The 22760-nt window shown below is 54.0% G+C and carries 22 protein-coding genes; 12 read left to right on the top strand and 10 right to left on the bottom strand.

The genetic code is table 11. From position 1 onward, the window contains the following. Window positions 1–228: 228 nt before the first annotated feature. Window positions 229–1260, bottom strand: a complete 1032-nt coding sequence (rsmC, locus tag SC127_RS05895; protein ID WP_215847702.1) for a 16S rRNA (guanine(1207)-N(2))-methyltransferase RsmC — start codon at window positions 1258–1260, stop codon at window positions 229–231. 106 nt (window positions 1261–1366) lie between these two features. Between rsmC and SC127_RS05890 the strand changes: the two genes are divergently transcribed. Genes SC127_RS05890 through yjjG form a run of 3 tightly spaced genes read left to right on the top strand, consistent with a single transcriptional unit; the run spans window position 1367 to window position 2889 of the window. Further along, window positions 1367–1777, top strand: a complete 411-nt coding sequence (locus SC127_RS05890; RefSeq protein ID WP_215847701.1) for a DNA polymerase III subunit psi — start codon at window positions 1367–1369, stop codon at window positions 1775–1777. Next, entirely contained in the window at window positions 1749–2189 is a 441-nt protein-coding gene (gene rimI / locus SC127_RS05885) for a ribosomal protein S18-alanine N-acetyltransferase (protein WP_215847700.1), read from the top strand. Before SC127_RS05890 ends, rimI begins: the two co-directional genes overlap by 29 nt. Before the next feature lie 19 nt (window positions 2190–2208). Next, complete coding sequence (gene yjjG, locus SC127_RS05880; protein ID WP_215847699.1) at window positions 2209–2889, top strand: pyrimidine 5'-nucleotidase; 681 nt, start codon at window positions 2209–2211, stop codon at window positions 2887–2889. 208 nt (window positions 2890–3097) lie between these two features. On the opposite strand, the gene SC127_RS05875 is transcribed toward yjjG, so the two are convergent. Beyond that, on the bottom strand, window positions 3098–3778 hold the full coding sequence (locus tag SC127_RS05875; RefSeq protein WP_243078646.1) for a YtjB family periplasmic protein: 681 nt from the start codon (window positions 3776–3778) through the stop codon (window positions 3098–3100). 107 nt (window positions 3779–3885) lie between these two features. Between SC127_RS05875 and serB the strand changes: the two genes are divergently transcribed. The 3 genes from serB (at window position 3886) to nadR (ending at window position 7689) form a co-directional block, all read left to right on the top strand. Then, window positions 3886–4863 carry a phosphoserine phosphatase gene (gene serB, locus SC127_RS05870; protein ID WP_215847697.1) on the top strand — a complete coding sequence of 326 codons (978 nt, stop codon included), beginning with the start codon at window positions 3886–3888 and terminating at the stop codon, window positions 4861–4863. A 13-nt stretch (window positions 4864–4876) separates the two neighbouring features. After that, entirely contained in the window at window positions 4877–6259 is a 1383-nt protein-coding gene (radA, locus tag SC127_RS05865; RefSeq protein ID WP_215847696.1) for a DNA repair protein RadA, read from the top strand. 191 nt (window positions 6260–6450) lie between these two features. Then, on the top strand, window positions 6451–7689 hold the full coding sequence (nadR, locus tag SC127_RS05860) for a multifunctional transcriptional regulator/nicotinamide-nucleotide adenylyltransferase/ribosylnicotinamide kinase NadR (protein ID WP_332625740.1): 1239 nt from the start codon (window positions 6451–6453) through the stop codon (window positions 7687–7689). 27 nt (window positions 7690–7716) lie between these two features. Here nadR and SC127_RS05855 read toward each other — a convergent pair whose 3' ends face one another. Then, on the bottom strand, window positions 7717–8088 hold the full coding sequence (locus SC127_RS05855) for a winged helix-turn-helix transcriptional regulator (RefSeq protein ID WP_332625753.1): 372 nt from the start codon (window positions 8086–8088) through the stop codon (window positions 7717–7719). 128 nt (window positions 8089–8216) lie between these two features. Between SC127_RS05855 and SC127_RS05850 the strand changes: the two genes are divergently transcribed. Beyond that, window positions 8217–8948: an SDR family NAD(P)-dependent oxidoreductase gene (locus tag SC127_RS05850; protein ID WP_332625738.1), complete on the top strand. Its 732-nt coding sequence runs from the start codon at window positions 8217–8219 to the stop codon at window positions 8946–8948. Between the two features lie 161 nt (window positions 8949–9109). Here the strand turns inward: SC127_RS05850 and SC127_RS05845 are convergent, their stop codons facing one another. Beyond that, window positions 9110–10111, bottom strand: a complete 1002-nt coding sequence (locus SC127_RS05845) for a zinc-binding alcohol dehydrogenase family protein (RefSeq protein WP_332625736.1) — start codon at window positions 10109–10111, stop codon at window positions 9110–9112. Window positions 10112–10205: 94 nt separating this feature from the next. On the opposite strand from SC127_RS05845, the gene SC127_RS05840 reads away from it, so the two are divergent. After that, entirely contained in the window at window positions 10206–11102 is an 897-nt protein-coding gene (locus SC127_RS05840; RefSeq protein ID WP_332625734.1) for a LysR family transcriptional regulator, read from the top strand. Between the two features lie 53 nt (window positions 11103–11155). Here the strand turns inward: SC127_RS05840 and ettA are convergent, their stop codons facing one another. Further along, complete coding sequence (gene ettA / locus SC127_RS05835) at window positions 11156–12823, bottom strand: energy-dependent translational throttle protein EttA (protein WP_215847693.1); 1668 nt, start codon at window positions 12821–12823, stop codon at window positions 11156–11158. Window positions 12824–13007: 184 nt separating this feature from the next. On the opposite strand from ettA, the gene SC127_RS05830 reads away from it, so the two are divergent. Beyond that, the gene (locus SC127_RS05830) at window positions 13008–13955 is read left to right on the top strand and encodes a 2-hydroxyacid dehydrogenase (protein ID WP_332625731.1); all 948 of its coding nucleotides are present in this window, start codon (window positions 13008–13010) and stop codon (window positions 13953–13955) included. A gap of 4 nt (window positions 13956–13959) precedes the next feature. On the opposite strand, the gene deoR is transcribed toward SC127_RS05830, so the two are convergent. Next, entirely contained in the window at window positions 13960–14724 is a 765-nt protein-coding gene (gene deoR, locus SC127_RS05825; protein ID WP_332625729.1) for a DNA-binding transcriptional repressor DeoR, read from the bottom strand. A gap of 406 nt (window positions 14725–15130) precedes the next feature. Between deoR and rbsK the strand changes: the two genes are divergently transcribed. Genes rbsK through SC127_RS05810 form a run of 3 tightly spaced genes read left to right on the top strand, consistent with a single transcriptional unit; the run spans window position 15131 to window position 18441 of the window. After that, window positions 15131–16048, top strand: a complete 918-nt coding sequence (gene rbsK / locus SC127_RS05820; protein WP_215847690.1) for a ribokinase — start codon at window positions 15131–15133, stop codon at window positions 16046–16048. 54 nt (window positions 16049–16102) lie between these two features. Next, a complete protein-coding gene (gene fucP, locus SC127_RS05815; protein ID WP_243078816.1) occupies window positions 16103–17428 on the top strand; it encodes an L-fucose:H+ symporter permease in 1326 nt (441 codons plus the stop codon). Then, complete coding sequence (locus SC127_RS05810) at window positions 17425–18441, top strand: aldose 1-epimerase family protein (RefSeq protein ID WP_215847689.1); 1017 nt, start codon at window positions 17425–17427, stop codon at window positions 18439–18441. Before fucP ends, SC127_RS05810 begins: the two co-directional genes overlap by 4 nt. A gap of 38 nt (window positions 18442–18479) precedes the next feature. Here the strand turns inward: SC127_RS05810 and urtE are convergent, their stop codons facing one another. From urtE to urtB, 4 genes are read right to left on the bottom strand one after another with little or no spacing between them, the layout of a single operon-like run. After that, window positions 18480–19178 carry an urea ABC transporter ATP-binding subunit UrtE gene (gene urtE / locus SC127_RS05805; protein ID WP_243078638.1) on the bottom strand — a complete coding sequence of 233 codons (699 nt, stop codon included), beginning with the start codon at window positions 19176–19178 and terminating at the stop codon, window positions 18480–18482. A 1-nt stretch (window position 19179) separates the two neighbouring features. Beyond that, the gene (urtD, locus tag SC127_RS05800; protein WP_215847688.1) at window positions 19180–19977 is read right to left on the bottom strand and encodes an urea ABC transporter ATP-binding protein UrtD; all 798 of its coding nucleotides are present in this window, start codon (window positions 19975–19977) and stop codon (window positions 19180–19182) included. Then, complete coding sequence (gene urtC, locus SC127_RS05795) at window positions 19970–21046, bottom strand: urea ABC transporter permease subunit UrtC (RefSeq protein ID WP_332625725.1); 1077 nt, start codon at window positions 21044–21046, stop codon at window positions 19970–19972. Before urtC ends, urtD begins: the two co-directional genes overlap by 8 nt. Beyond that, window positions 21046–22611, bottom strand: a complete 1566-nt coding sequence (gene urtB / locus SC127_RS05790) for an urea ABC transporter permease subunit UrtB (protein ID WP_332625723.1) — start codon at window positions 22609–22611, stop codon at window positions 21046–21048. Before urtB ends, urtC begins: the two co-directional genes overlap by 1 nt. Window positions 22612–22760 lie beyond the last annotated feature (149 nt).

The raw sequence follows: 22760 nt of genomic DNA, 5'->3' as shown, positions 1-22760 counted from the left end.
AGGGACTTGAACCCTCACGTCCGTTAAGACACTAACACCTGAAGCTAGCGCGTCTACCAATTCCGCCACCTTCGCATACCCGTAACACTTGATAGTATTACAACCACGGAGGCGCATTTTAGAGATTTTACCCATTGCGTCAATAGATATTTCACGGTGATGAAACGATCGCTGCAAAAAGCAACGTTTTCACCACCGCAAAAGCAAAGTTAACGCAAAAACAGGTTTTTAACGGGCTTTCGCACCGCGACCGTAAACGGCACGATAAACTTTGAAACGGCCAGTTTGTGCCAGCACTTCATGGTTGCCAAACGTTTCGTCTAACACCTGTGGATAGGGCAGGAATGCATTGGCAACAATACGTAACTCTCCGCCGCTGTTAAGGTGTTTTACCGCACCGCGAATCAAGGTTTGTGCGGCGTCCAGGCTGGTTTGAACACCCTCATGGAAAGGCGGGTTGGAGAGGATCAGATCAAAACGGCCAGTCACGTCTGAGAAGACATTACTGGCGAACACTTCACCTTCCAGTCCATTCGCTGCCAATGTCGCTTTACTGGCTTCGATTGCGGCGGCATGGACGTCGCACAGCCACAGACGCACCTTTGGAGAATGACGCGGCAGGGATGCGGCAATCACACCGGCACCGCAACCGATATCCAGTACTTTGCCTTTCATGTGCGGCGTCAGCGTTGACATCAGCAGCGCGCTGCCAGCATCCAGACCATCACGGCTGAATACGCCCGGCAACGTATGAATGGTCAAATCATCGAGTTGATAAGTATTGCCAAACGCGTTGGCATCAAACTCGGGTTGCGTCTCCAGACGACCGTGATACAGACCACAACGGCGTGCGCTGTCGATCTTTTCCAGTTTTACATACTTTTCCAGCATGCCTTCGGCGCTGCGCACGCCGCTGCGGTTTTCACCCACCACAAACACATCGCAGCCTACCGGCAACATTGACAGCAGATTTTGCAGCTGAAACTGCACTTCCGGCTTGTTCTTGGTCCAGAAGTAAACCAGCGTATCGCAGCCCTGCACGTCTTCTGCTTGTGCAACCATCCCGTAACGCGCCTGCTCGCCCATTCGGCGACTCAGGTTTTGCCAATGATGATATTGCTGGGTATGCACGCGCGATGAAGCGGTTTCCAACTGAGCGGGCAGGTCATCCTGCAAATCACCAGCAAACAGCACGTGGCGGGCGGTAAATTCATCACTGTGGCGCAGAATAACTTCGCTGGCCGGGGTAAAAGCAGACATGTAGGGCTCCTGTAAGATCTGAGCGGGGATTATAGTGGTTTGTTGGCGCATGTACGATGGGTTTGCTAGCATAGCGTCGCATTCAGGCAGCAGAGCAGGTAACACCATGACGTCCAGGCGCGACTGGCTTTTACAGCAAATGGGAATTACGCAGTACCAACTGCGCCGACCGCGCGTGCTACAGGGCGAAATTGCCGTCACGCTGGCAGCGGAGACACGCTTAGTTATTGTGGCTGAAACAGCGCCCGGTTTACAGGAGCCGATCATTCGCGACGTGCTGCATGCGCTTAATTTGCAAAGCTCACAAGTCATGATGGTGACGCCGGAACAGCTGGAAATGCTGCCGGAAAAACTGGATTGTGCGGGCTGGCTACTGGGCGTTGAAAGTGAACAGCCCTTTAATGGCGTCGCGTTATCGAGCGCCTCCTTCAATGAACTGATCAGCAGCGGCGCGGCAAAACGCGCGCTCTGGCAACAGATGTGTAACCATGACAGCCATCTCTTTTCTCACCCCTGACGATCTGGCGCAGGCTTTTGCCATTGAACGTCGTAGCCATGCTTTTCCCTGGAGCGAACAGACTTTTGCCAGCAATCAGGGCGAACGTTTTTTAAATCTCCGACTTGAAGTAGAAGGCAATTTGGCTGCCTTCGCTATTACGCAGGTCGTATTGGATGAAGCCTCACTATTCAATATTGCTGTCGACCCCGCTTATCAGCGGCGTGGCTTAGGTCGCCAGTTATTGCAGCACTTAATCGATCAACTGATTGAGCGTGATGTCATGACGCTTTGGCTGGAAGTTCGCGCCTCAAACCTGCCTGCCATCGCGCTCTATGAACAGCTCGAATTTAATCAGGTAAGCCGCCGCCCTAACTATTATCCCACCGCTAGCGGACGTGAAGATGCTTTGATCATGGCGCTGACGCTGTAAGGAATTTAAAGGAGCTTTGATGTTAGAGAACTGGGATTGCATCCTGTTTGATGCCGATGACACCCTTTTCCATTTTGATGCGTATGCCGGATTGCAGCGCCTTTTTGCTGGCTACGATGTGCAGTTTACCGATCAGGATTATATTGACTATCAATCGGTTAATAAGCCGCTTTGGGTCGATTATCAGAACGGCGCCATCTCAGCACTGCAACTACAAACGCGTCGCTTTAACGGCTGGAGTGAAAAACTCAGTATCTCACCTGAAATTCTCAACAGCGGTTTCCTCTCTGCAATGGCTGAGATCTGTACGCCACTGGAAGGGGCTGTCAGCCTGATGAACCTGCTACACGGTAAGGTTAAGATGGGGATTATCACCAACGGCTTCACCGCGTTACAGCAAACCCGATTAGAGCGTACCGGTTTCCGCGATTACTTCGACATCTTAGTGATCTCTGAGCAAGTTGGCGTGCCAAAACCGGATGCGCAGATCTTCGATCACGCGCTTTCATTGTTGGGAAATCCGCCGCGGGATCGCGTGATGATGGTAGGGGATACACCGGAGTCCGATATTCTTGGTGGTATGAATGCAGGCATTAAAACCTGCTGGCTGGATCATGGCACGCGCCCGTTACCCGCGCATATCACGCCTGACTGGCAAATCAAACGTCTCTCAGAACTGGAAATCATTCTTAAAGCGTAACGCTGCTTTTAATGATTAAACGGGTTATAAAAACCATCTGTCATCGCGTTGGGTGGTTTTTTTTATTTACGCGTTATCGGATTGGAATACGTCATCATTCGGTCAATCACCGCCGTGCTAAGCAGATAGCGTGCGAGGGGAACATATCAGCCCTGTCAATTTGCTTGCGCAACCAGGTCCTCCCTTAATCAGCAAAAGCGTTAACGGCTTAAACTCGCTTTTCCTCGGTTTTTTCATCGCGTTCCGCCTTGGCTTCTTCTTCATCCCGATCTTCTTTTACGGGTTTACTGGCTGTCAGCAGGAAAGGAGATTGTTGCCAGCGAGTACGGCGATCGCGCAGCAAAGTACGGGTGAGAATGATGCCAATCGCTAACGCCAGCAGCATCATCAAACGCAAAATATTGGTGGTGTTATCGACCTGGCGTGATTCTGTTACCAACACATGCGTATCCAGCGTCACACGCAGAAAGCCGAGCGGGCCGTCGCTGTTCCTCAGCTGTTGGACGATTTGATGATTGAAGTAGCTACCAGCGCGTTTACCATCCAGCGCCAAACGATCGCGGACATTGATATTTTCGCCGCTGTGCGCCACCAAACTGCCATCGTCATCATAAACCGACGCATCAAGAATGCGGCTATTAGAGGTCATCTGATCAAGGATGCCCTCAATCTTATTACGATTATTTTCACTGTTGTCCATCAACGGTTGCAGGCTGAAAGCCACCTGATTCGTTAACGTGTGCGCCAGCTCTTCTACCTGTTCCGAGCGCGCCATTTGATGGCCGAGACTAAACCAGGACGCGCCCTGCATCAGGACGACCAACAGCGCCATCGAGATGAGTACAATCACCGTACGATGTAAGCGAAATTTCAGTGCAGTTTTAGCCATCGATAACCCGTGTCACGTCACAACAGAAAGCCTGGAGATTATGTTGCCAGAAGCAGCGCAGACAAGGTAGCCTCTTGCGTGGTTTTGTTGTGCCTACAGGAGCTCTAATGCCAAATCGTCTTACCTGGTGCGATCTGCCCGCCGATGTTTCACTCTGGCCGGGTTTGCCCCTTTCTCTGAGCGGTGATGAAGTCATGCCGCTGGATTACCGCGCTGGCCGAACCGGCTGGTTGCTTTACGGTCGCGGACTGGATAAACAACAGCTGACCGATTATCAGCATAAACTCGGTGCGGCGATGGTGATCGTCAGCGCCTGGAACGTGGATGAGTATCAGGTGATTCGCCTGGCGGGTTCGCTAACGCCGTTCGCCAGCAAACTGGCGCATGACGCCGGGCTGGATGTGGCGCCGTTGGGCAAAATCCCGCATTTGAAAACGCCAGGTCTGCTGGTGATGGATATGGATTCCACCGCCATCCAAATCGAATGCATTGATGAAATTGCGAAGTTAGCCGGCAGCGGCGAGCTGGTTGCCGAAGTGACTGAACGCGCCATGCGCGGTGAACTCGATTTTACCGCCAGCCTGCGTCAGCGCGTAGCGACATTAAAAGACGCGGACGCCAATATTCTGAAACAGGTGCGCGATGAATTGCCGTTGATGCCAGGCTTAACCACGTTGGTACAGAAGCTGCAAGCGCTGGGCTGGCAGGTGGCTATCGCCTCGGGTGGGTTCACTTATTATGCTGAATATCTGCGCGATAAGCTGCATCTGGCTGCGATCGTCGCCAATGAACTGGAAATTCGTGACGGCAAGCTGACCGGTGAAGTCATCGGCCCGATTGTTGATGCACAATATAAAGCGGACACGCTGAAGAAGCTGGCACAGCGTTTTGATATCGCCCCGGAGCAAACCGTGGCGGTGGGCGATGGCGCTAACGACCTGCTGATGATTAAAGCATCGGCGTTGGGCATTGCTTACCATGCTAAACCTAAGGTGAATGAGCAGACGCAAGTCACCATTCGCCACGCCGATTTGATGGGTGTTTTCTGCATCCTCAGCGGCAGTCTGATTCACGAAGAGCGTTAACAGAGGTATTGATTTGGCCAAAGCGGCAAAACGCGCATTCGTCTGTAATGAATGCGGCGCAGATTATCCACGTTGGCAGGGGCAATGCAGCGCCTGCCATGCCTGGAATACTATCACCGAGGTGCGTATTGCTGCCTCGCCTACTGCTGCGCGCAACGAGCGCTTAAGCGGCTACGCAGGCAGCGCTGGCCCCAGCCGGGTACAAAAACTCTCTGAAATTAGTCTTGAAGCGCTACCGCGTTTCTCGACCACCTTTAAAGAGTTTGACCGCGTATTGGGCGGCGGCGTGGTGCCGGGAAGCGCTATTTTGATTGGTGGTAGCCCAGGCGCAGGGAAGTCAACGCTGCTGTTGCAGGTGATGTGTAAGCTGGCGGGAGGGATGAAAACCCTGTACGTCACAGGCGAAGAATCGCTGCAACAGGTCGCCATGCGCGCCCATCGTCTGGGATTACCGACAGAAAACATGAATATGTTGTCGGAAACCAGCATCGAACAAATCTGCCTGATTGCCGAGCAAGAGAAGCCGCAGCTCATGGTTATCGACTCGATTCAGGTGATGCACATGGCTGATATCCAGTCATCGCCGGGTAGCGTGGCACAGGTGCGTGAAACCGCCGCTTACCTGACGCGGTTTGCCAAGACGCGCGATGTGGCGATCATCATGGTCGGTCACGTCACCAAAGATGGCTCGCTGGCCGGCCCAAAAGTCCTGGAACACTGTATTGACTGCTCGGTATTGCTGGACGGCGATGCCGATTCGCGTTTCCGCACGCTGCGCAGCCATAAAAACCGTTTTGGTGCGGTTAACGAACTGGGCGTGTTTGCTATGACTGAGCAAGGCATGCGTGAAGTCAGTAATCCTTCCGCTATTTTCTTGTCACGTGGCGAAGAAGTGACGTCCGGCAGTTCAGTGATGGTGCTGTGGGAAGGCACGCGTCCACTCTTGGTAGAGATTCAGGCGCTGGTGGATCACTCCATGATGGGCAATCCACGCCGCGTTGCGGTGGGGTTAGAGCAGAATCGCCTGGCGATATTGCTGGCGGTGCTGCATCGTCATGGCGGATTACAGATGGCGGATCAGGATGTATTCGTCAACGTAGTCGGCGGCGTTAAGGTCACTGAAACCAGTGCGGATTTAGCCTTGATGCTGGCCATGGTTTCCAGCCTACGCGATCGCCCTTTGCCACAGGATTTAGTGATCTTTGGTGAAGTAGGATTAGCCGGTGAGATTCGCCCGGTGCCAAGCGGACAGGAACGCATTTCTGAAGCGGCGAAGCACGGCTTTAAACGCGCCATTGTTCCGGCAGGAAACGCGCCGAAAAAACCGATCGATGGCATGAAAGTTTACAGTGCGAAAAAACTGGCCGATGCGCTGGCTATTTTAGAAGAGCTTTAAGCTTTACCTGCCCTGTTTCCGCTGGCGGGAGCAGGGCACAATTCTGCTAAAGGGCTATGTTTATTCAGCATCCGGCATGAAAGTTAACATGCCGGGCCGCAGCGGGTTATCGCTTTTTCCGCTTGCAGGCGAAAGTTGGCGTGAGGGCCTTTTCTCTTTACGCCACATATTATTCACGCAGGAGGCACGACATGTCGTCGTTTGATTATCTAAAAACGGCCATTCGCCAGCAGGGCCACACGCTGCAACAAGTCGCCGATGCCAGCGGCATGACCAAAGGGTATTTGAGCCAGCTGCTCAACGCCAAAATCAAAAGCCCCAGCGCACAAAAATTAGAAGCGTTACACCGCTTTCTCGGCCTGGAATTTCCACGGCGCGATAAAACGGTTGGCGTGGTATTTGGTAAGTTCTATCCGCTGCATACCGGCCATATTTATCTGATTCAGCGCGCCTGTAGCCAGGTTGATGAACTGCACATCATCATGGGTTACGACGAGCCGCGCGATCGCGGTTTGTTCGAAAACAGCGCCATGTCGCAGCAGCCTACCGTCAGCGACCGATTACGCTGGTTATTGCAAACTTTTAAATATCAAAAAAATATTCGTATTCACTCCTTTAATGAAGAGGGCATTGAGCCTTACCCGCATGGCTGGGATGTCTGGAGCGAAGGGGTAAAATCATTCCTCAGTGAACAGGGTATTGCGCCCGACTGTATTTACACCAGCGAAGCGCCCGACGCAGAGATGTATGAACAGCATCTTGGCATACCAACGGTAGTGGTTGATCCCAATCGATCGTTCATGAGCATTAGCGGCGCGCAGATCCGCCAGGATCCGTTCCGCTTCTGGGAATACATTCCCACCGAAGTGAAGCCGTTCTTTGTGCGTACCGTGGCGATCCTTGGCGGTGAATCCAGCGGCAAATCGACGCTGGTTAATAAGCTCGCCAATATTTTCAACACCACCAGCGCCTGGGAATATGGTCGCGATTACGTCTTCTCGCATCTTGGCGGTGACGAAATGGCGCTGCAATATTCTGACTATGACAAAATCGCGTTGGGTCAGGCGCAGTACATTGATTTTGCGGTGAAGTACGCCAACAAAGTTGCTTTCATCGACACCGACTTTGTCACCACGCAGGCGTTCTGTTTAAAGTACGAAGGGCGCGAACATCCGTTTGTTCAGGCCTTGATCGACGAATATCGCTTCGATTTAGTCATTTTGCTTGAAAACAATGTGCCTTGGGTGGCGGACGGCTTACGCAGCCTGGGCAGTTCGGTTGATCGGCGTGAGTTTCAATCGATGTTGATCACCATGCTGAGAGAGAACAATATCGAATTTTTGCACGTTAAAGAGGACGATTACGACGCGCGTTTTCTACGCTGCATCGAGCTGGTGAAAGGGATGTTGGGCGAACAAAATAATCCGTAATCCCGACGAGGCGTGCGCCTGCACGCCTCATTTCTCGGCATATTCCACCCGTTTAGCCGCTCGGTCGTAACCCTTTTGAGCCCGTTCAATTTCTCCCTGATGCCGTGTCGCCCAAAGATAAATAGCGCTGAAAGGCTCCTGCAACGAGCGTCCTAACGGCGTAAGAGAATACTCTACTGCGACCGGCGACGAGGCCAATACGCGACGAGAAAGCAGCCCGTTCCGTTCAAGTCGTCGCAATGCTTCTGTTAACGCTTTATGTGTCACGCTACCCAGACGACGCTTTAGTTCATTGAAACGCGTCGGTTCACTGCAAAGCACATTCAGAATCAGCACTGACCACTTATTTGCAATCTCTTCAATGATCGGTTTGGTTAAAGCGATCTCGCTATTTGTCATTGATTCTACGTCATTTATTTCCACGTCGGTTTCCTTGAGGATATCTGGGATAGACAAAGTGCGTCATTGACGCAACCGTTCAACTCTTTATCTTGCGAAAGTATTACTAGCCCAAGAGTGGAGTTTTTATGTCGTTATTAAAAGCAAAAATCGTGCTGATCACAGGTGGCAACAGTGGCATTGGTCTCGCTATCGCCCAACGTTTTGTGGCCGAAGGCGCATTCGTGTTTGTGACCGGACGTCGGCAGGTTGAGTTAGAGCAGGTGAAGCGCGAGTTAAAAGATAACGTCTGTGTTATTCAGGCAGACATGACAGACAGCGACGATCTCCAGCGCGTGTTTAAAACCATTCATGAGGTAAAAGGGCGGTTAGACAGCGTGGTGGTAAACGCCGGTTTGTCTGAATATGCCACGCTGGCAAGCAGTGACAGCGCGCATCTGGATCGCACATTCAATCTTAACGTCAAAGCAGCGCTGCTAAGCGTGCAGCAGTCATTGCCGTTGATGACAACAGGCGGTTCGATGGTATTGATTGGATCCATTGCAGGTTTTATCGGGACTGAAGGTTATGGGACCTACAGCGCCAGTAAAGCGGCATTGCGATCTTACGCGCGAACCTGGACTAAAGAGCTGGCGCCGCTGGGTATTCGGGTCAATACGTTGAGTCCTGGTCCGATAGAAACAGCAATGTTTGCTAGCGTATCCGATGAAATGCGCACACAAATGACGTCAGCTATTCCGTTGGGGCGTTTAGGGAAACCGGAAGAGGTGGCCGCTGCTGCGCTGTTTTTAGCCTCAGATGAAAGCCGATACATTGCGGGGGCTGAACTGTGCATTGATGGCGGAATGGCGCAGGTTTAGTGGGGTAAGGATGAATTGGCGCATGCAGTGCGAGCTGCCCGTTTCCCCACTTGCGGAATAGTGCGAGCTGCCCCTTCCCCCGCAAGCGGGGGAAGGTTGGGATGGGGGACAAGCCACACACGCTAAAAACGCCGCCAACCCACGCCCATCCCGCCAAAAAATCAGTAAACCATCACCACTTTGCCACGCATATGGCCTTCCAGAACACGCGCATGCGCCGCCTGCAATGTCTCAACGCTCAATCCCTGTAAGGTTTCATTCAGCGTGGTTTGCAGTTTTCCAGCATCCAGCAGTTCAGCCACTTCATTCAGAATCTCGCCCTGGCGCGCCATATCGGGTGTGTTAAACATGCTGCGGGTGTACATCAACTCAAAATGCAGTGCGGCACTTTTCAGCTTCAGCTGATCCATCGCCAACGGCTGTTCGTTTTCCACGATGGTACAAATGTGTCCCTGCGGCGCAATCAACTTAGCCATGGTTTCCCAATGACCATCGGTGTCGTTCAGGCAGAAAATGAAATCCACCTGCTTGAGATCGTGCTTTTCCAGTTCACCGATCATGTCTTTGTAATTGATCACCAGATCCGCTCCGCGATCACGGCACCATTGTGCGGAATCTTCACGCGACGCGGTGGCGATCACTTTGACTTGGCTGCGCATTTTCGCGAATGGAATCGCCAGCGATCCTACGCCGCCTGCGCCGCCCACGATCAGCAGGGTTTGATCGGCTGTGGCATTTTGCAGATTAAGACGTTCAAATAACCCTTCCCAGGCGGTCAACGCAGTCAGCGGAATTGCCGCTGCCGCTGCCCAATCCAGGCTCTTTGGTTTGTGACCAACAATGCGGGAATCGATCAGTTGTTCGCTGCTGTTGCTGCCGGGGCGAGTCAGATCACCCGCGTAGAACACTTCATCACCAGGCTTAAAGTTGCTGACTTTGCTGCCCACTTCCAATACTACGCCGCTGGCATCCCAGCCTAAGACGCGTGGCACCTGCAAGCCGTTCTTAATGGCACCTTTGTGAACCTTGGTATCAACCGGATTCACTGAGGCCGCTTTGACTTCAACACGCAGATCATATTCGCCCGGCGTTGGCGTTTCTGGGGTGATTTCAATAAAAGTGTGTGGATTTTCTGGATTGATAGCGATAGCGCGAATAGTCATGGGGTTCTCCTGTTTTGATGACTTAAGTGTAGAACCCCATTTTGCCAATGATAAGATGGACAATCTTTCATAGCGTGTTCGTCTGAGGTGAACAATGGCATTTCGTCAATGGCAGGATATGGCGCTGTTTGCCTTAGTCGCCGAATGTGGCAGCTTTACCGCAGCGGCTGAGCGGGTGGGATTGCCTAAATCCAGCGTCAGCCAGCGCATTAGCCAACTGGAACAGCGGCTTGGAATCCGTTTAATGAATCGCACTACGCGCCAGCTCAATCTCACGTTTGCCGGTGAACGCTATCTGCTGCATTGCCAGGAGATGATGCAGGCCAGTGAACGTGCCGAGCAGGCCATCGCTAATTTGCGTGACAACCCCAGCGGACGGCTGCGCATTACCAGCCCGGCAGGCATCGGCGCGACGTTGCTGGCACGCTGTAATGCTGAGTTTTTGCAGCTTTATCCAGACGTCACGTTAGATGTTTCTGTTTCGGATGACATACGCGACCTGGTTCAAGAGGGATTCGACATCGCGCTGCGCACCGGTCAGCCGCAGGATTCGTCGTTGATTGGTCGTCGGGTCGGTTATTGCGAACGCACGCTGGTGGCGTCGAAACATTACCTTGAACAGCACGCGCCCATCACGCATCCGCAACAGCTGGCGGAGCATCGTTGCATTGCCCATCACGCGTGGAATGAGTGGGTGCTGAAGCAGGACAATGCGTATTACCGTTGGCTGCTGCCGCCGGGTCATCTGACCGATAATTTGGTGTATGCACGCGAATGCGCATTGGGTGATGCAGGTATTACGCAGCTGCCGCGCTTTTTAACCGAGGGCGCAATGGCGGATGACCGCTTGGTGCCTGTGCTGCCAGAGTGGGAAATGGAGGGGAACGAGTTGTGGCTGGTCTATCCGAGTCGCAAGTTGAACTCGCCTGCGCTGGCAAAGTTTATTGAATTTGCGCTGCAGTCAACGGTGTTTAAGGCGTTTTACCGCTAACGCTATCCCGTAAAACGGGCAAAAAAATAGCGGCATTTCTGCCGCCATTTCTCTTACTTAATCATACGTTTGTACTTGATGCGCTTCGGCTCCAGCGCTTCTGCGCCGAGCGTGCGTTTTTTGTACTCTTCGTATTCGGTGAAGTTACCTTCGAAGAATTCGATATTGCCTTCATCCTGGTAATCCAGAATGTGGGTGGCGATACGGTCAAGGAACCAACGGTCATGCGAGATAACCATGGCGCAGCCTGGGAACTCCAGCAAGGCGTTTTCCAGGGCGCGCAGGGTTTCGATGTCCAGGTCGTTGGTCGGTTCATCGAGCAGCAACATATTGCCGCCAACCTGCAGCAGCTTGGCGAGGTGCAGACGACCACGCTCACCACCAGAGAGTTCACCCACGCGTTTACCCTGATCAACCCCTTTGAAGTTGAAGCGGCCAACGTAGGCACGGCTTGGCATTTCGGTGTTGCCGACACGCATAATGTCCTGGCCGCCGGAGACTTCTTCCCACACGGTTTTGGAATTATCCATGCTGTCACGGAACTGATCGACAGAAGCCAGCTTCACGGTATCACCGAGCACGATGCTGCCGGAATCAGGCTGTTCCTGACCAGACATCATACGGAACAGGGTGGATTTACCCGCACCGTTCGGGCCGATAATGCCGACGATAGCGCCTTTCGGCACGGAGAACGTCAGATCGTCGATCAGGACGCGGTCACCGTAAGATTTGCGCAGATTAGTCACTTCTACCACTTTGTCGCCCAGACGTGGGCCAGGTGGAATGAACAATTCGTTGGTTTCGTTACGCTTCTGGTAATCGGTGTTGTTCAGCTCTTCAAAGCGTGCCAGACGGGCTTTGCCCTTGGACTGACGGCCTTTCGCGCCCTGACGAACCCACTCCAGCTCTTTCTCAATTGACTTACGACGCGCCGCTTCAGAAGAGGCTTCCTGCGCCAGACGTGCATCTTTCTGCTCAAGCCAGGATGAGTAATTGCCTTCCCACGGAATACCTTCGCCGCGGTCCAGTTCCAGAATCCAGCCCGCAACATTGTCGAGGAAGTAACGGTCGTGGGTAATCGCCACAACGGTGCCTTCGAAGTCGTGCAGGAAGCGTTCCAGCCAGGCCACGGATTCGGCATCCAGGTGGTTGGTAGGTTCGTCCAGCAGCAGCATGTCTGGCTTTTCCAGCAGCAGGCGACACAGCGCAACACGGCGACGTTCACCACCCGACAGGTTGCTGACTTTTGCATCCCATTCTGGCAGGCGCAGCGCATCAGCGGCACGCTCTAACTGCGTGTTGAGATTGTGACCATCGTGCGCCTGGATAATCTCTTCCAGACGACCCTGCTCAGCAGCCAGCTTATCGAAGTCAGCATCTTCTTCTGCGTAAAGCGCATAGACTTCGTCCAGACGTTTTAACGCGCCAACCACTTCTGACAACGCTTCTTCCACCGATTCACGAACGGTGTGTTCCAGATTGAGCTGCGGTTCCTGCGGCAGATAACCAATTTTGATCCCTGGCTGCGGGCGCGCTTCCCCTTCGATGTCTTTATCGATGCCCGCCATGATGCGCAGCAGCGTAGATTTACCCGAGCCATTCAGGCCGAGCACACCGATTTTGGCGCCAGGGAAGAAGCTAAGGGAGATGTTCTTAAGGATATGTCGCTTCGGCGGAACCACTTTGCCGACGCGATGCATGCTATAGACGAATTGAGCCACGTTGTATTGAGCCTCTGGGTCTGTTTGTCGTTTGGATGATGTCGAAGTTTAGCCTTTTTCACCGTCTAATCACAGCCAACGCACGGGGATTCTTCTGATGTGTGCCGCAGTTTGGGATAACTGTTTGATTTACGCACAACCTCGAGACTATGCTGCCTTTTTGCCTTAAAACGGAGGAGGTTCGATGAGAGTGCTGATCGCAGCGGATGAAAACGCCTGGGGCGGATTGATTGAGTCGATTCGTCAAACCATGCCGGATGTCGAATTTGTCGCCTCGGCGGGTCATGCGGCAGAAAGCCTGGCGGGCTTTGACGCCCTAATCCCCGGCATGTGCAAAGTCGATGCGCGCCTGTTAGCCACCGCTGACCGCTTAAAGCTGATTCAACAAGCGGGCACCGGCCTGGAAAGCGTGGATATCGCGGCGGCAAAACAGCAGGGCATTATGGTCGCGAACGTGCCCTCTCATACGTCGGGCAATGCAGATTCCGTGGCTGAACTCGGTATCTGGATGATGATTGGTCTGGCGCGTCGTCATCAGGAGATTGCGCAATGTCTGGCGCAGCAGCGGCTCGGTCAGCCGGTGGGGATGGGGTTGATGGGAAAAACCGTGGGGCTGGTGGGATTGGGCGGCATCGGTAAAGCGCTGGCGAAACGCCTGGCACCGTTTGGTATGCGCATGATTGGCGTGAAGCGCGAGGCTGACGCGGCATTTGCAGAAAAGTATGGTCTGGATTGGGTCGGTGATATGGCGCAACTGCCGCAGCTGCTTGAGCAAGCCAATTTTGTGATCCTCAGCCTGCCGGATAATGCGCAAACGCACCATATCATCGACGAAAAAGCGTTGAGCCAGATGAAGCCTGACAGTTTCCTGATCAATCTGGGACGGGGCGGTTTGATCGACAAAGAGGCGTTTATTGCTGCGCTGGAAAACAACACGCTGGCGGGAGCCGGGTTGGATGTGTTCTGGCAGGAGCCGCCCGATCCCAACGATGCCGTGTTTAACTACAACGTGATCGCTACGCCGCACATTGGTGGCGTAACCGATATCTCTTTAGCCGGAAATGTAGCAGGCGTTTGCGAAAATTTGCGCCGGTTACGTGATGGCGAAGCGGTGGACAACCGCTGGGCATAATGGCCTATGGCAGGCGCAGCGGAATGTTTTGTTGTGCCAGCCAGTTATTCAGAGCCTGCTCGGGTGCGCTGTCACTGACCAGCAAATCGAAAGCACGCAGCTCTCCAATTCGCACCGGCAGCACTTTGCCATATTTACTGCTGTCCGCCACCAGCACACGCTGGCGGGCACGCAGCATTGCGTGATGCTTCATCGCCAGTTCATTGGTGTTATAGCAGGTTGCCCCCTGATCCTTATCGATTCCGGCGGCTGAGATAAACGCCAGCGTAGGGCAGAGATCGTCGAGAATCGAATGTGCCCCAATCGGCGTAAACAGCGCGTTATCCGCATGAAATTCACCCCCGCTTAAGATCACATTGCAGGCGGGTTTTTCTTTCAATGCCAAAAAAGTATTCATGGCGCAGCAAATAGCGGTGAAAGGCAAGGTGTCGGCAATGGCATCGATGATGTACGGCAGCGTGGTGCCGCAATCAAAAAACACGGTGTCGTTTTCACCAATCAAACTGGCCGCAGCTTGCGCCAGCCGCTGCTTTCTGGCGGCATTTTGTCCATGCTGATCGGAGATGAAATAGTGCCCAGCGTGGCTTTTGGGATCGCTAACGATGTAACCGCCCAGCAGCACTACTGTGGACGCGGGTTCCGTTAAATCGCGGCGAATAGTCATTTCTGAGACGCCGAGCAGTTGCGCTGCGTCTTTCAAGTGCAGTTTATCAGTGCGTTTCAGCGCCTGAGCCAGCTTGTGGATACGTTCGTCGCGCCGGGTTTCCATGTTCATCTCTGTATTATTAGTATCCTGATGTTCCGCATGAGGTTTCACTCTTTCGGCCTGCCAATCGGGACAAATCCCCCCGAATTTTAATGAGTTGCCTCTCATCTTGCAGATGGATTTTCAATCTTACCCGTAATAGAAACGGCCCGCAAACTTCGCGCCGCGCCGCGAGATCAGCACGCTTCTCCACCAGATAATCACGCTTTAACCCAGCCCTGAGCGCTATCTTTGTCTGAGGGTTGATGTTGCTTTGTTAAAATAGTAACACGATATTTATGTATAAAGCTCGCTAAGACGGCTGTTGCCACGCGCTCAGGATGTGGTTTTTATCACATATTTAACTTATGCGAATTGTTATTGTTATTTTAATAACATTTTAAGGTTAAAAAAGAGCCAGGAGAAAAAGATGCAGATAGCCGTTATCGGGTCAAACATGGTGGACCTTATTACTTATACCAACAGCCTGCCGAAAGCGGGCGAAACCCTTGAAGCGCCCGATTTCGCTATCGGCTGCGGCGGAAAGGGCGCTAATCAGGCCGTGGCGGCGGCAAAGTTGGGCGGCAACGTGATGATGATCAGTAAAGTGGGGGACGATCTGTTCGCGCCTAACACCGTCGCCAATCTGCAACAGCAAGGCGTGGATACCCGCTACGTCACCACTGCACCGGGCACCTCCAGCGGCGTGGCACCTATTTTTGTCGACGATCAGTCGCAAAACCGCATCCTGATCATCAAAGGAGCTAATCAGCAGCTTAAACCGGCAGATATTGATGATGCCGCTGAGGCGCTAACATCCTGCAAACTGATGATCCTGCAACTCGAAATCCCGCTTGAAACCGTCTATTACGCGATCGATTTTGCCCGCCAGCACAATATCAAGGTGATTCTTAATCCCGCGCCCGCAGTCGCGGATCTGGATATTCAGTACGCCTGCAAATGCGACTTCTTCATGCCGAATGAAACCGAGCTGGAGATTCTGACCGGTATGCCCGTTAGCACCGATGAAGAGGTGCAACTTGCAGGGCAGTCGCTGCTAAAACGTGGGCTGAAAAACCTGATCATTACCCTTGGCAGTCGCGGCTCGCTGTGGATGACCGGCGATGATCTGCACCACGTTGCACCTACGCCGGTCAAGGCAGTGGACACCAGCGGAGCGGGCGATGCTTTTATTGGCTGCTTTGCTTATGTGCTAGTGAAAACCGGTGATATCGCTGAAGCGATGTCACAGGCATCTGCCTATGCCGCCTGTAGCGTGACCGGCCGCGGCACCCAGCGCTCTTACCCCGACGCGGACAGCTTCCAGCGTTTTCTGAACGTTCAATGAGGCCCTGTTATGCAACCCAAAACCCTGCAAACTAAAACGATGCAACAGAACGCAATGCCACAGAATATTGTTCAGCAATCTGATGGCTACCTAAATAAAACGCCGCTGTTCCAGTTTATTTTGCTCTCTTGCCTGTTCCCGCTTTGGGGCTGTGCTGCGAGCCTGAATGACATTCTTATCACCCAGTTCAAAAGCGTCTTTGCCCTGAGCGACTTCGCCAGCGCGCTGGTGCAAAGTGCGTTTTACGGCGGCTACTTTCTGATTGCGATCCCGGCTTCACTGGTGATCCGTAAAGCCAGCTACAAACTGGCGATTTTAATGGGATTAGCGCTCTATATTGTCGGCTGCATGCTGTTTTATCCCGCCTCGCACATGGCGACATACACCATGTTTCTGGCGGCAATCTTTGCCATCGCCATTGGTCTGAGCTTTCTTGAAACCGCTGCCAATACTTACAGCTCGATGATTGGCCACCGCGATCACGCCACGTTGCGTCTGAACGTCAGCCAGACGTTCTATCCAATTGGTGCGCTGATGGGCATTGTGCTGGGTAAATATCTGGTGTTTCAGGATGGAGAGAGCCTGGAAAGCCAGATGGCGGGAATGAGCGTCGAGCAGGCTCATGCATTTCGCCTGACCATGCTGGAGCACACCTTAGAACCCTATAAATATTTGGTCATGGTGCTGGTGGTCGTGATGTTGCTGTTTATGTTCACGCGTTATCCGCGCTGCAAGCCGGAGAGCAGCGAAAAATCGCAGCCTTCCCTGCGCGAAACGTTCCGCTATCTGGCGAATAATCGCCACTTTAAACGCGGCATTGTGGCGCAGTTTCTCTATGTTGGTATGCAGGTTGCGGTGTGGTCGTTCACTATTCGCCTGGCGTTAACATTGGGCGCAACTAATGAACGTCACGCCTCCAACTTTATGATGTACAGCTTTATCTGCTTCTTCATCGGTAAATTCGTCGCTAACTTCCTGATGACACGCTTCCGGGCGGAAAAAGTCTTGATCGCCTATTCGGTGCTGGGGGTGCTGACTTTAGCCTATGTGATGCTGGTGCCTAACTTCACGGCAGTTTACGCCGCCGTGTTTGTCAGCGTGCTGTTTGGGCCGTGCTGGGCCACCATCTACGCCGGGACGCTCGCTACGGTAGATAATAAATATACCGAAGTGGCGGGGGCGTTTATTGTCATGGCGATTGTTGGCGCGGCTTTTGTGCCTGCGCTGCAAGGCTTCGTCTCTGATCATCTGGGTTCAATGCAGCTGGCGTTTGGCGTCTCGCTGCTCTGTTTTGCCTGGGTTGGCTTCTATTTCTGGGGCGAACTGCGTCATAAAAAACAGGCTAACGCAGCGGGACGTTTAGTGGAGGAGCTGCCATGAAAACCCGTTTACCGTTGCATCGTGAGCAGTTTCACGCCACGCCAGGCGTGCTGCTGCAAAATGAAGATTTCACAGTAGAGCTGTTTCGCTATCCTGCGGGCATCGAAGCGGTACGCATCCACAATCGGCGTGGTACGGTGATCGTGCTGCCCTTTTACGGGCAGATGATCTGGCAAGCAAGCTTTGATGGGCATTCGCTGACCATGGGCCACAGCTTTAAGCAGCCGCTGCCGGGCAGTTCAATTATTGATACTTACGGCTGTTTCGCCTTTCACTCCGGTTTGCTGGCGAATGGCTGTCCTTCAGCGGAGGATGATCATCCGCTGCACGGCGAAATGGCGTGCGCCCGCATGGACAACGCCTGGATCGTGCTGGAAGAGGGGCGAGTGTCACTGGAAGGTGAAACCGAATATGTGAAAGGATTTGGTCATCATTATCTGGCGGCACCGGCGGTGCGTTTGCAGGCCAATCACGCGCGACTGCATATCGAAATGACAGTCACCAATCTTGCGGGTGCGCCAATGCCGCTGCAGTACATGTGCCATCTCAACAGCGCATGGGTGGAGCAGGGACGTTTCCAGCAGTCGATCCCTGATGATGCTTTCCAGCTGCGCACCACCATCCCAGCGCATGTGCGGCCTACGCCAGCCTGGCGGGAATATACCGATCGGTTGGCGCGGGATCCTCAATCTTTACAGCAGTTGGATCAACCGCAGATGTGCGATCCTGAGATCGTCTTTTTTGCTGACGATCTGGCGCAATATGGTGAGGAAGTACAGTTTGAACTGCATTCGCCGCAAGAAGATTACGCCTTGATGACGCGCTTTTCCACTGCGCAGTTTCCGCATGCCACGCGCTGGTTACTGCATAATCGCGATCAGCAGGTTGCAGCCTATATCCTGCCCGCCACCTGTCGGCCAGAAGGCTTTTTAGCAGCGAAACAGGCCGGCACGCTGATCGAACTGGCGCCGGGCGAGCAGCGGCATTTTTCGGTTGAAACCGGCCTGCTGTAAGGTCAATGAGGCAGCCGCAAGGCTGCCTTAAATCGCGGCTATATTGCCACTAACCCGCGCACGCCTTCCGCTTCCATGTTATCGCCACGCCCGCGCTGAACGATTTCGCCACGCGACATCACCAGATAATTGTCTGCCAGTTCCGCCGCAAAGTCATAGAACTGCTCGACTAATAAGATCGCCATATCACCGCGCTGTGCCAGCTGGCGGATCACCGCGCCGATCTCTTTGATCACCGAAGGCTGGATCCCTTCTGTGGGCTCGTCGAGGATCAACAGCTGCGGGCGACACGCCAGTGCGCGGCCAATCGCCAATTGCTGCTGCTGACCGCCAGAAAGATCGCCGCCACGACGTGATTTCATCTGAAACAGCACCGGGAAAAGCTGATAGATCTCATCTGGCACCTGTTTCGCCTGCGACGCGGAGAAGCGCGACAGTCCCATCAGCAGGTTCTCTTCCACCGTCAAACGGGGGAAAATCTCGCGGCCCTGCGGTACGTAAGCAATGCCGGATTGCACGCGCTGATGCGGTTTTCGTGAATTAATCACTTTATCCTGCCAGCGAATTTCCCCTGACTTCGCGGCAATCAATCCCATCAGGCATTTTAGCAACGTGGTTTTGCCTACGCCGTTACGGCCCAGCAAACAGGTCACTTCCCCGATCTTCACCTCAAAAGAGAGGCCGCGCAGAATGTGGCTGCCGCCATAATATTGATTCAGTTCAGAAACCTGTAGCATCTCAGCGTCCCAAATAAACGTCGATTACCTGTTCGTTGGCCTGTACTTCGCGCAACGATCCCTCAGCCAAAACCTGACCTTGATGCAATACCGTGACGTGATCGGCGATGGTTTCAACAAAACCCATGTCGTGTTCCACCACCATCAGCGAATGTTTACCCGCCAGGCTGCGAAACAGTTCGGCGGTGTACTCAGTTTCGGCATCGGTCATGCCCGCCGCCGGTTCATCCAGCAGCAGCAGATGCGGTTCCTGCACCAGCAACATGCCAATCTCCAGAAACTGCTTTTGTCCGTGTGACAGCAAACCCGCTTTGCGCTGGCGCTCACCGCCCAAACGCAGCAGTTTTAAGACTTCATCAATACGATCCTGCTGCTCGCCGCTCAGACGGGCGCGCAAGCTGGCCCACACGGATTTATCCGCTTTCAGGGCGATTTCAAGGTTTTCAAATACCGTCAACGCCTCGAACACCGTGGGTTTTTGAAACTTGCGGCCAATCCCCGCGCGCGCAATTTCTACTGGCGAAAGCTGGGTGAAATCGCTGTTCTGGTCGTAGATTACCCGGCCATTATCGGGCCGGGTTTTTCCGGTGATCACATCCATCAACGTGGTTTTACCGGCACCGTTGGGGCCGATCACACAACGCAATTCACCTACGCCGATCTGCAGGGAAAGATCGGTTAGGGCGCGAAAGCCATCAAACGAGACGTTGATCTTTTCCAGCTGCAGGATCGGATCGGTTTGCGCACGGTGGCGATCCGCGCGGTGCGGTTGGGTAAACAGCGGTAAAGGTTCAGTCATCTTTCCTCCGACGCAGCAGGCCAATTACGCCACGCGGCAGAAACAGCGTGACCAGGATAAACATCAGGCCGAGGAAAAACAGCCAGTATTCCGGGAAAGCAACGGTGAAGAAGCTTTTGGCACCATTGACAATGCCAGCGCCCAACAGCGGGCCAATCAGCGTGCCGCGACCGCCGAGCGCCACCCAAATAGCGGCTTCAATTGAATTAGTGGGCGACATTTCGCTGGGGTTGATAATGCCAACCTGCGGCACGTAAAGCGCGCCCGCCAGGCCACAAAGCACTGCAGAGAGCGTCCAGACAAACAGCTTGAAACCTCGGGGATCGTAACCACAAAACATCAGGCGGTTTTCGGCATCGCGAACGGCCGTCAACACCCGACCAAACTTGCTGCGTGCCAGCGCAAAACCCACTGCCAGGCTAAGCAGCAGCAATAAGACCGTGGCGACAAACAGCCCAATGCGCGTGCTGGTGGCGGTGACATTGAAGCCGAGCAGGGTGGTAAAACCGGTGAAACCGTTGTTGCCGCCAAAGCCAGTTTCGTTGCGGAAAAACAGCAGCATGCCCGCGTAAGTCAGCGCCTGCGTCATGATCGAGAAGTACACACCTTTGATTTTTGAGCGGAAGGCGAAGAAGCCGAACACCAGCGCCAGCAAACCGGGCACCAACACAATCAGGCACAGCGCCCAGGCAAAATGTTGGGTACCTGCCCAAAACCACGGCATCTCATTCCACGCGAGGAATGACATAAAAGCGGGCATGCCATCACCTGATGCCTGACGCATCAGGTACATGCCCATGGCGTAACCGCCCAAGGCGAAAAACAGCCCGTGGCCCAGCGACAACAATCCGGCGTAACCCCAAACCAGATCGAGCGCTACCGCTACCACGGCATAACAGAGGATTTTGCCCACCAGCGTCAGCGTGTAGGTGGAAATGGCTAACGGATGTGCGGCGGGCAGCAGCGCCAGAAAGGGCATCACCAGCAGCGCGAGGGTCAGCAGCATACCGATGCTGAGCGTGAGACGCGGCGCTCTACGCGCCACGGTTAAGGTTATGGGTTGCGTCATCAGTCAATCACCCTTCCTTTAACGGCAAACAGGCCTTGCGGACGCTTCTGGATGAACAACACGATAATTACCAGAATCAATATTTTCCCCAGCACGGCACCGATTTGCGGCTCCAGCACTTTGTTAAGAATGCCAAGACTGAAGGCCGCGACAACGGTGCCCGCCAGTTGGCCGACGCCGCCCAGCACCACCACCAGAAACGAGTCGATGATATAGCCCTGACCGAGTTCCGGGCCGACGTTGCCCAACTGCGACAGCGCCACGCCGCCAAGACCGGCAATGCCGGAACCTAAGCCGAATGCGAGCATATCCACACGACCCGTGGGCACGCCGCAGCAATCTGCCATGGCGCGGTTTTGCGTTACTGCGCGCACATTCATGCCAAGGCGGGTGCGATTCAACAGCAGCCAGGTCAGCGCCATTACCCCAATGACAAACAGGATCACTGCAATGCGGTTCCACGGCAGTACCAGATTTGGCAGCACCTGCAAGCCGCCCGACAGCCATTCCGGGTTAGCAACTTCCAGGTTTTGTGCCCCAAACAACACGCGTACCAGTTGGATCAGCATCAGGCTGATGCCCCATGTCGCCAGCAAGGTTTCCAGCGGGCGACCATACAGATGACGAATGATGGTGCGCTCCAGCGCCATGCCGATGCAGGCGGTGACCAAAAAAGCCACCGGCAGCGCCAGCAGCGGATACCAGGCCAGATAGTGCGGTGCAAACTGCTGAAACAGGTTTTGCACAAACCAGGTGGCGTAAGCGCCCAGCATCAGCATTTCGCCGTGGGCCATGTTAATCACGCCGAGCAGGCCGTAAGTAATCGCCAGGCCCAGCGCAGCTAACAGCAGAATCGATCCGAGCGAAAGACCACTAAACGCCTGACCCAGCAGATCGCCCCACATCAACCGTTTTTGGATTCGCTGCAAGCTTTCGGCAGCGGCGTCACGCACTGTCGCGTCAGGTTCGTTAGCTGCCTGAGTTAAACGTTGCAGGCTGGCTTGGGTGTTAGGATCGCTGGAATCGCCGAGCAGCTTCACGGCTTTCAGACGCACCAACGGTTGAGGATCGGCCAGTTGCAGGTTAGCGATAGCCATCGCCAGCGCAGCGTGAACGCGGCTCTCTTGTTCAGCGGCGAGGCGTTGTTCAATCAGCGGTAGCTGGTCAGCGACGCCGTCATTCTGCAGTTGTTGAGCGGCGCGCAGGCGGACATTTGCATCGTCGCTGACTAACTGGTGAGCGGCGAGTGCACCCGTAACCAGAACGCGTAAGCGGTTATTCATGAAGACTTTTTTTACGTCGCCGTCAGGCTGCGGGCTGGCGTCTAACGGCAGCAGAGCGTCGCCGACTTTACTGAAAGGCTGTTTTTTCTGATCGATGACCACGGTTTCGGCCTTCAGTGCTTGCAGCAGCGGCAAACGACTGGCTTCCGGCGCGGCGGCCCACTGTTGTAATAGCATTGCCTGCTGGGTGCGGCTGGCCGCAGCGAAATCCGCTGCCGGTCCGGCGTTGGCAAACAGCGGCAGCCACAGCAGCAGGCTAAACAGGCAGAGGCGAAGATTCATAGGATTGGGCCTCGTTGGTCTGATAAAAATGCGGGTAAGGTGCGTGCGGTCCCCCATCCCTGCCTTCCCCCGCACGCGGGGGAAGGAGAAGGTCGTGCTGCACGCGGCTTAGTGGCTAACATTTAGCAGCGTCTTCCTCCCCCACGCGT

Origin of the sequence: Pantoea sp. T14 (assembly GCF_036663535.1) — a bacterium.
GTDB lineage: Bacteria > Pseudomonadota > Gammaproteobacteria > Enterobacterales > Enterobacteriaceae > Pantoea > Pantoea phytostimulans.
Note: the sequence above shows the minus strand (reverse complement) of the source record. Positions and strands in the feature narration are given on the sequence as shown.

Excerpts from the sequence above, each read along its gene's own strand:
- rsmC (WP_215847702.1), bottom strand. The coding sequence starts at position 1,260 with ATGTCTGCTTTTACCCCGGCCAGCGAAGTTATTCTGCGCCACAGTGAT.
- SC127_RS05890 (WP_215847701.1), top strand. The coding sequence starts at position 1,367 with ATGACGTCCAGGCGCGACTGGCTTTTACAGCAAATGGGAATTACGCAG.
- rimI (WP_215847700.1), top strand. The coding sequence starts at position 1,749 with ATGACAGCCATCTCTTTTCTCACCCCTGACGATCTGGCGCAGGCTTTT.
- yjjG (WP_215847699.1), top strand. The coding sequence starts at position 2,209 with ATGTTAGAGAACTGGGATTGCATCCTGTTTGATGCCGATGACACCCTT.
- SC127_RS05875 (WP_243078646.1), bottom strand. The coding sequence starts at position 3,778 with ATGGCTAAAACTGCACTGAAATTTCGCTTACATCGTACGGTGATTGTA.
- serB (WP_215847697.1), top strand. The coding sequence starts at position 3,886 with ATGCCAAATCGTCTTACCTGGTGCGATCTGCCCGCCGATGTTTCACTC.
- nadR (WP_332625740.1), top strand. The coding sequence starts at position 6,451 with ATGTCGTCGTTTGATTATCTAAAAACGGCCATTCGCCAGCAGGGCCAC.
- SC127_RS05855 (WP_332625753.1), bottom strand. The coding sequence starts at position 8,088 with ATGACAAATAGCGAGATCGCTTTAACCAAACCGATCATTGAAGAGATT.
- SC127_RS05850 (WP_332625738.1), top strand. The coding sequence starts at position 8,217 with ATGTCGTTATTAAAAGCAAAAATCGTGCTGATCACAGGTGGCAACAGT.
- SC127_RS05845 (WP_332625736.1), bottom strand. The coding sequence starts at position 10,111 with ATGACTATTCGCGCTATCGCTATCAATCCAGAAAATCCACACACTTTT.
- SC127_RS05840 (WP_332625734.1), top strand. The coding sequence starts at position 10,206 with ATGGCATTTCGTCAATGGCAGGATATGGCGCTGTTTGCCTTAGTCGCC.
- SC127_RS05830 (WP_332625731.1), top strand. The coding sequence starts at position 13,008 with ATGAGAGTGCTGATCGCAGCGGATGAAAACGCCTGGGGCGGATTGATT.
- deoR (WP_332625729.1), bottom strand. The coding sequence starts at position 14,724 with ATGGAAACCCGGCGCGACGAACGTATCCACAAGCTGGCTCAGGCGCTG.
- rbsK (WP_215847690.1), top strand. The coding sequence starts at position 15,131 with ATGCAGATAGCCGTTATCGGGTCAAACATGGTGGACCTTATTACTTAT.
- fucP (WP_243078816.1), top strand. The coding sequence starts at position 16,103 with ATGCCACAGAATATTGTTCAGCAATCTGATGGCTACCTAAATAAAACG.
- SC127_RS05810 (WP_215847689.1), top strand. The coding sequence starts at position 17,425 with ATGAAAACCCGTTTACCGTTGCATCGTGAGCAGTTTCACGCCACGCCA.
- urtE (WP_243078638.1), bottom strand. The coding sequence starts at position 19,178 with ATGCTACAGGTTTCTGAACTGAATCAATATTATGGCGGCAGCCACATT.
- urtD (WP_215847688.1), bottom strand. The coding sequence starts at position 19,977 with ATGACTGAACCTTTACCGCTGTTTACCCAACCGCACCGCGCGGATCGC.
- urtC (WP_332625725.1), bottom strand. The coding sequence starts at position 21,046 with ATGACGCAACCCATAACCTTAACCGTGGCGCGTAGAGCGCCGCGTCTC.
- urtB (WP_332625723.1), bottom strand. The coding sequence starts at position 22,611 with ATGAATCTTCGCCTCTGCCTGTTTAGCCTGCTGCTGTGGCTGCCGCTG.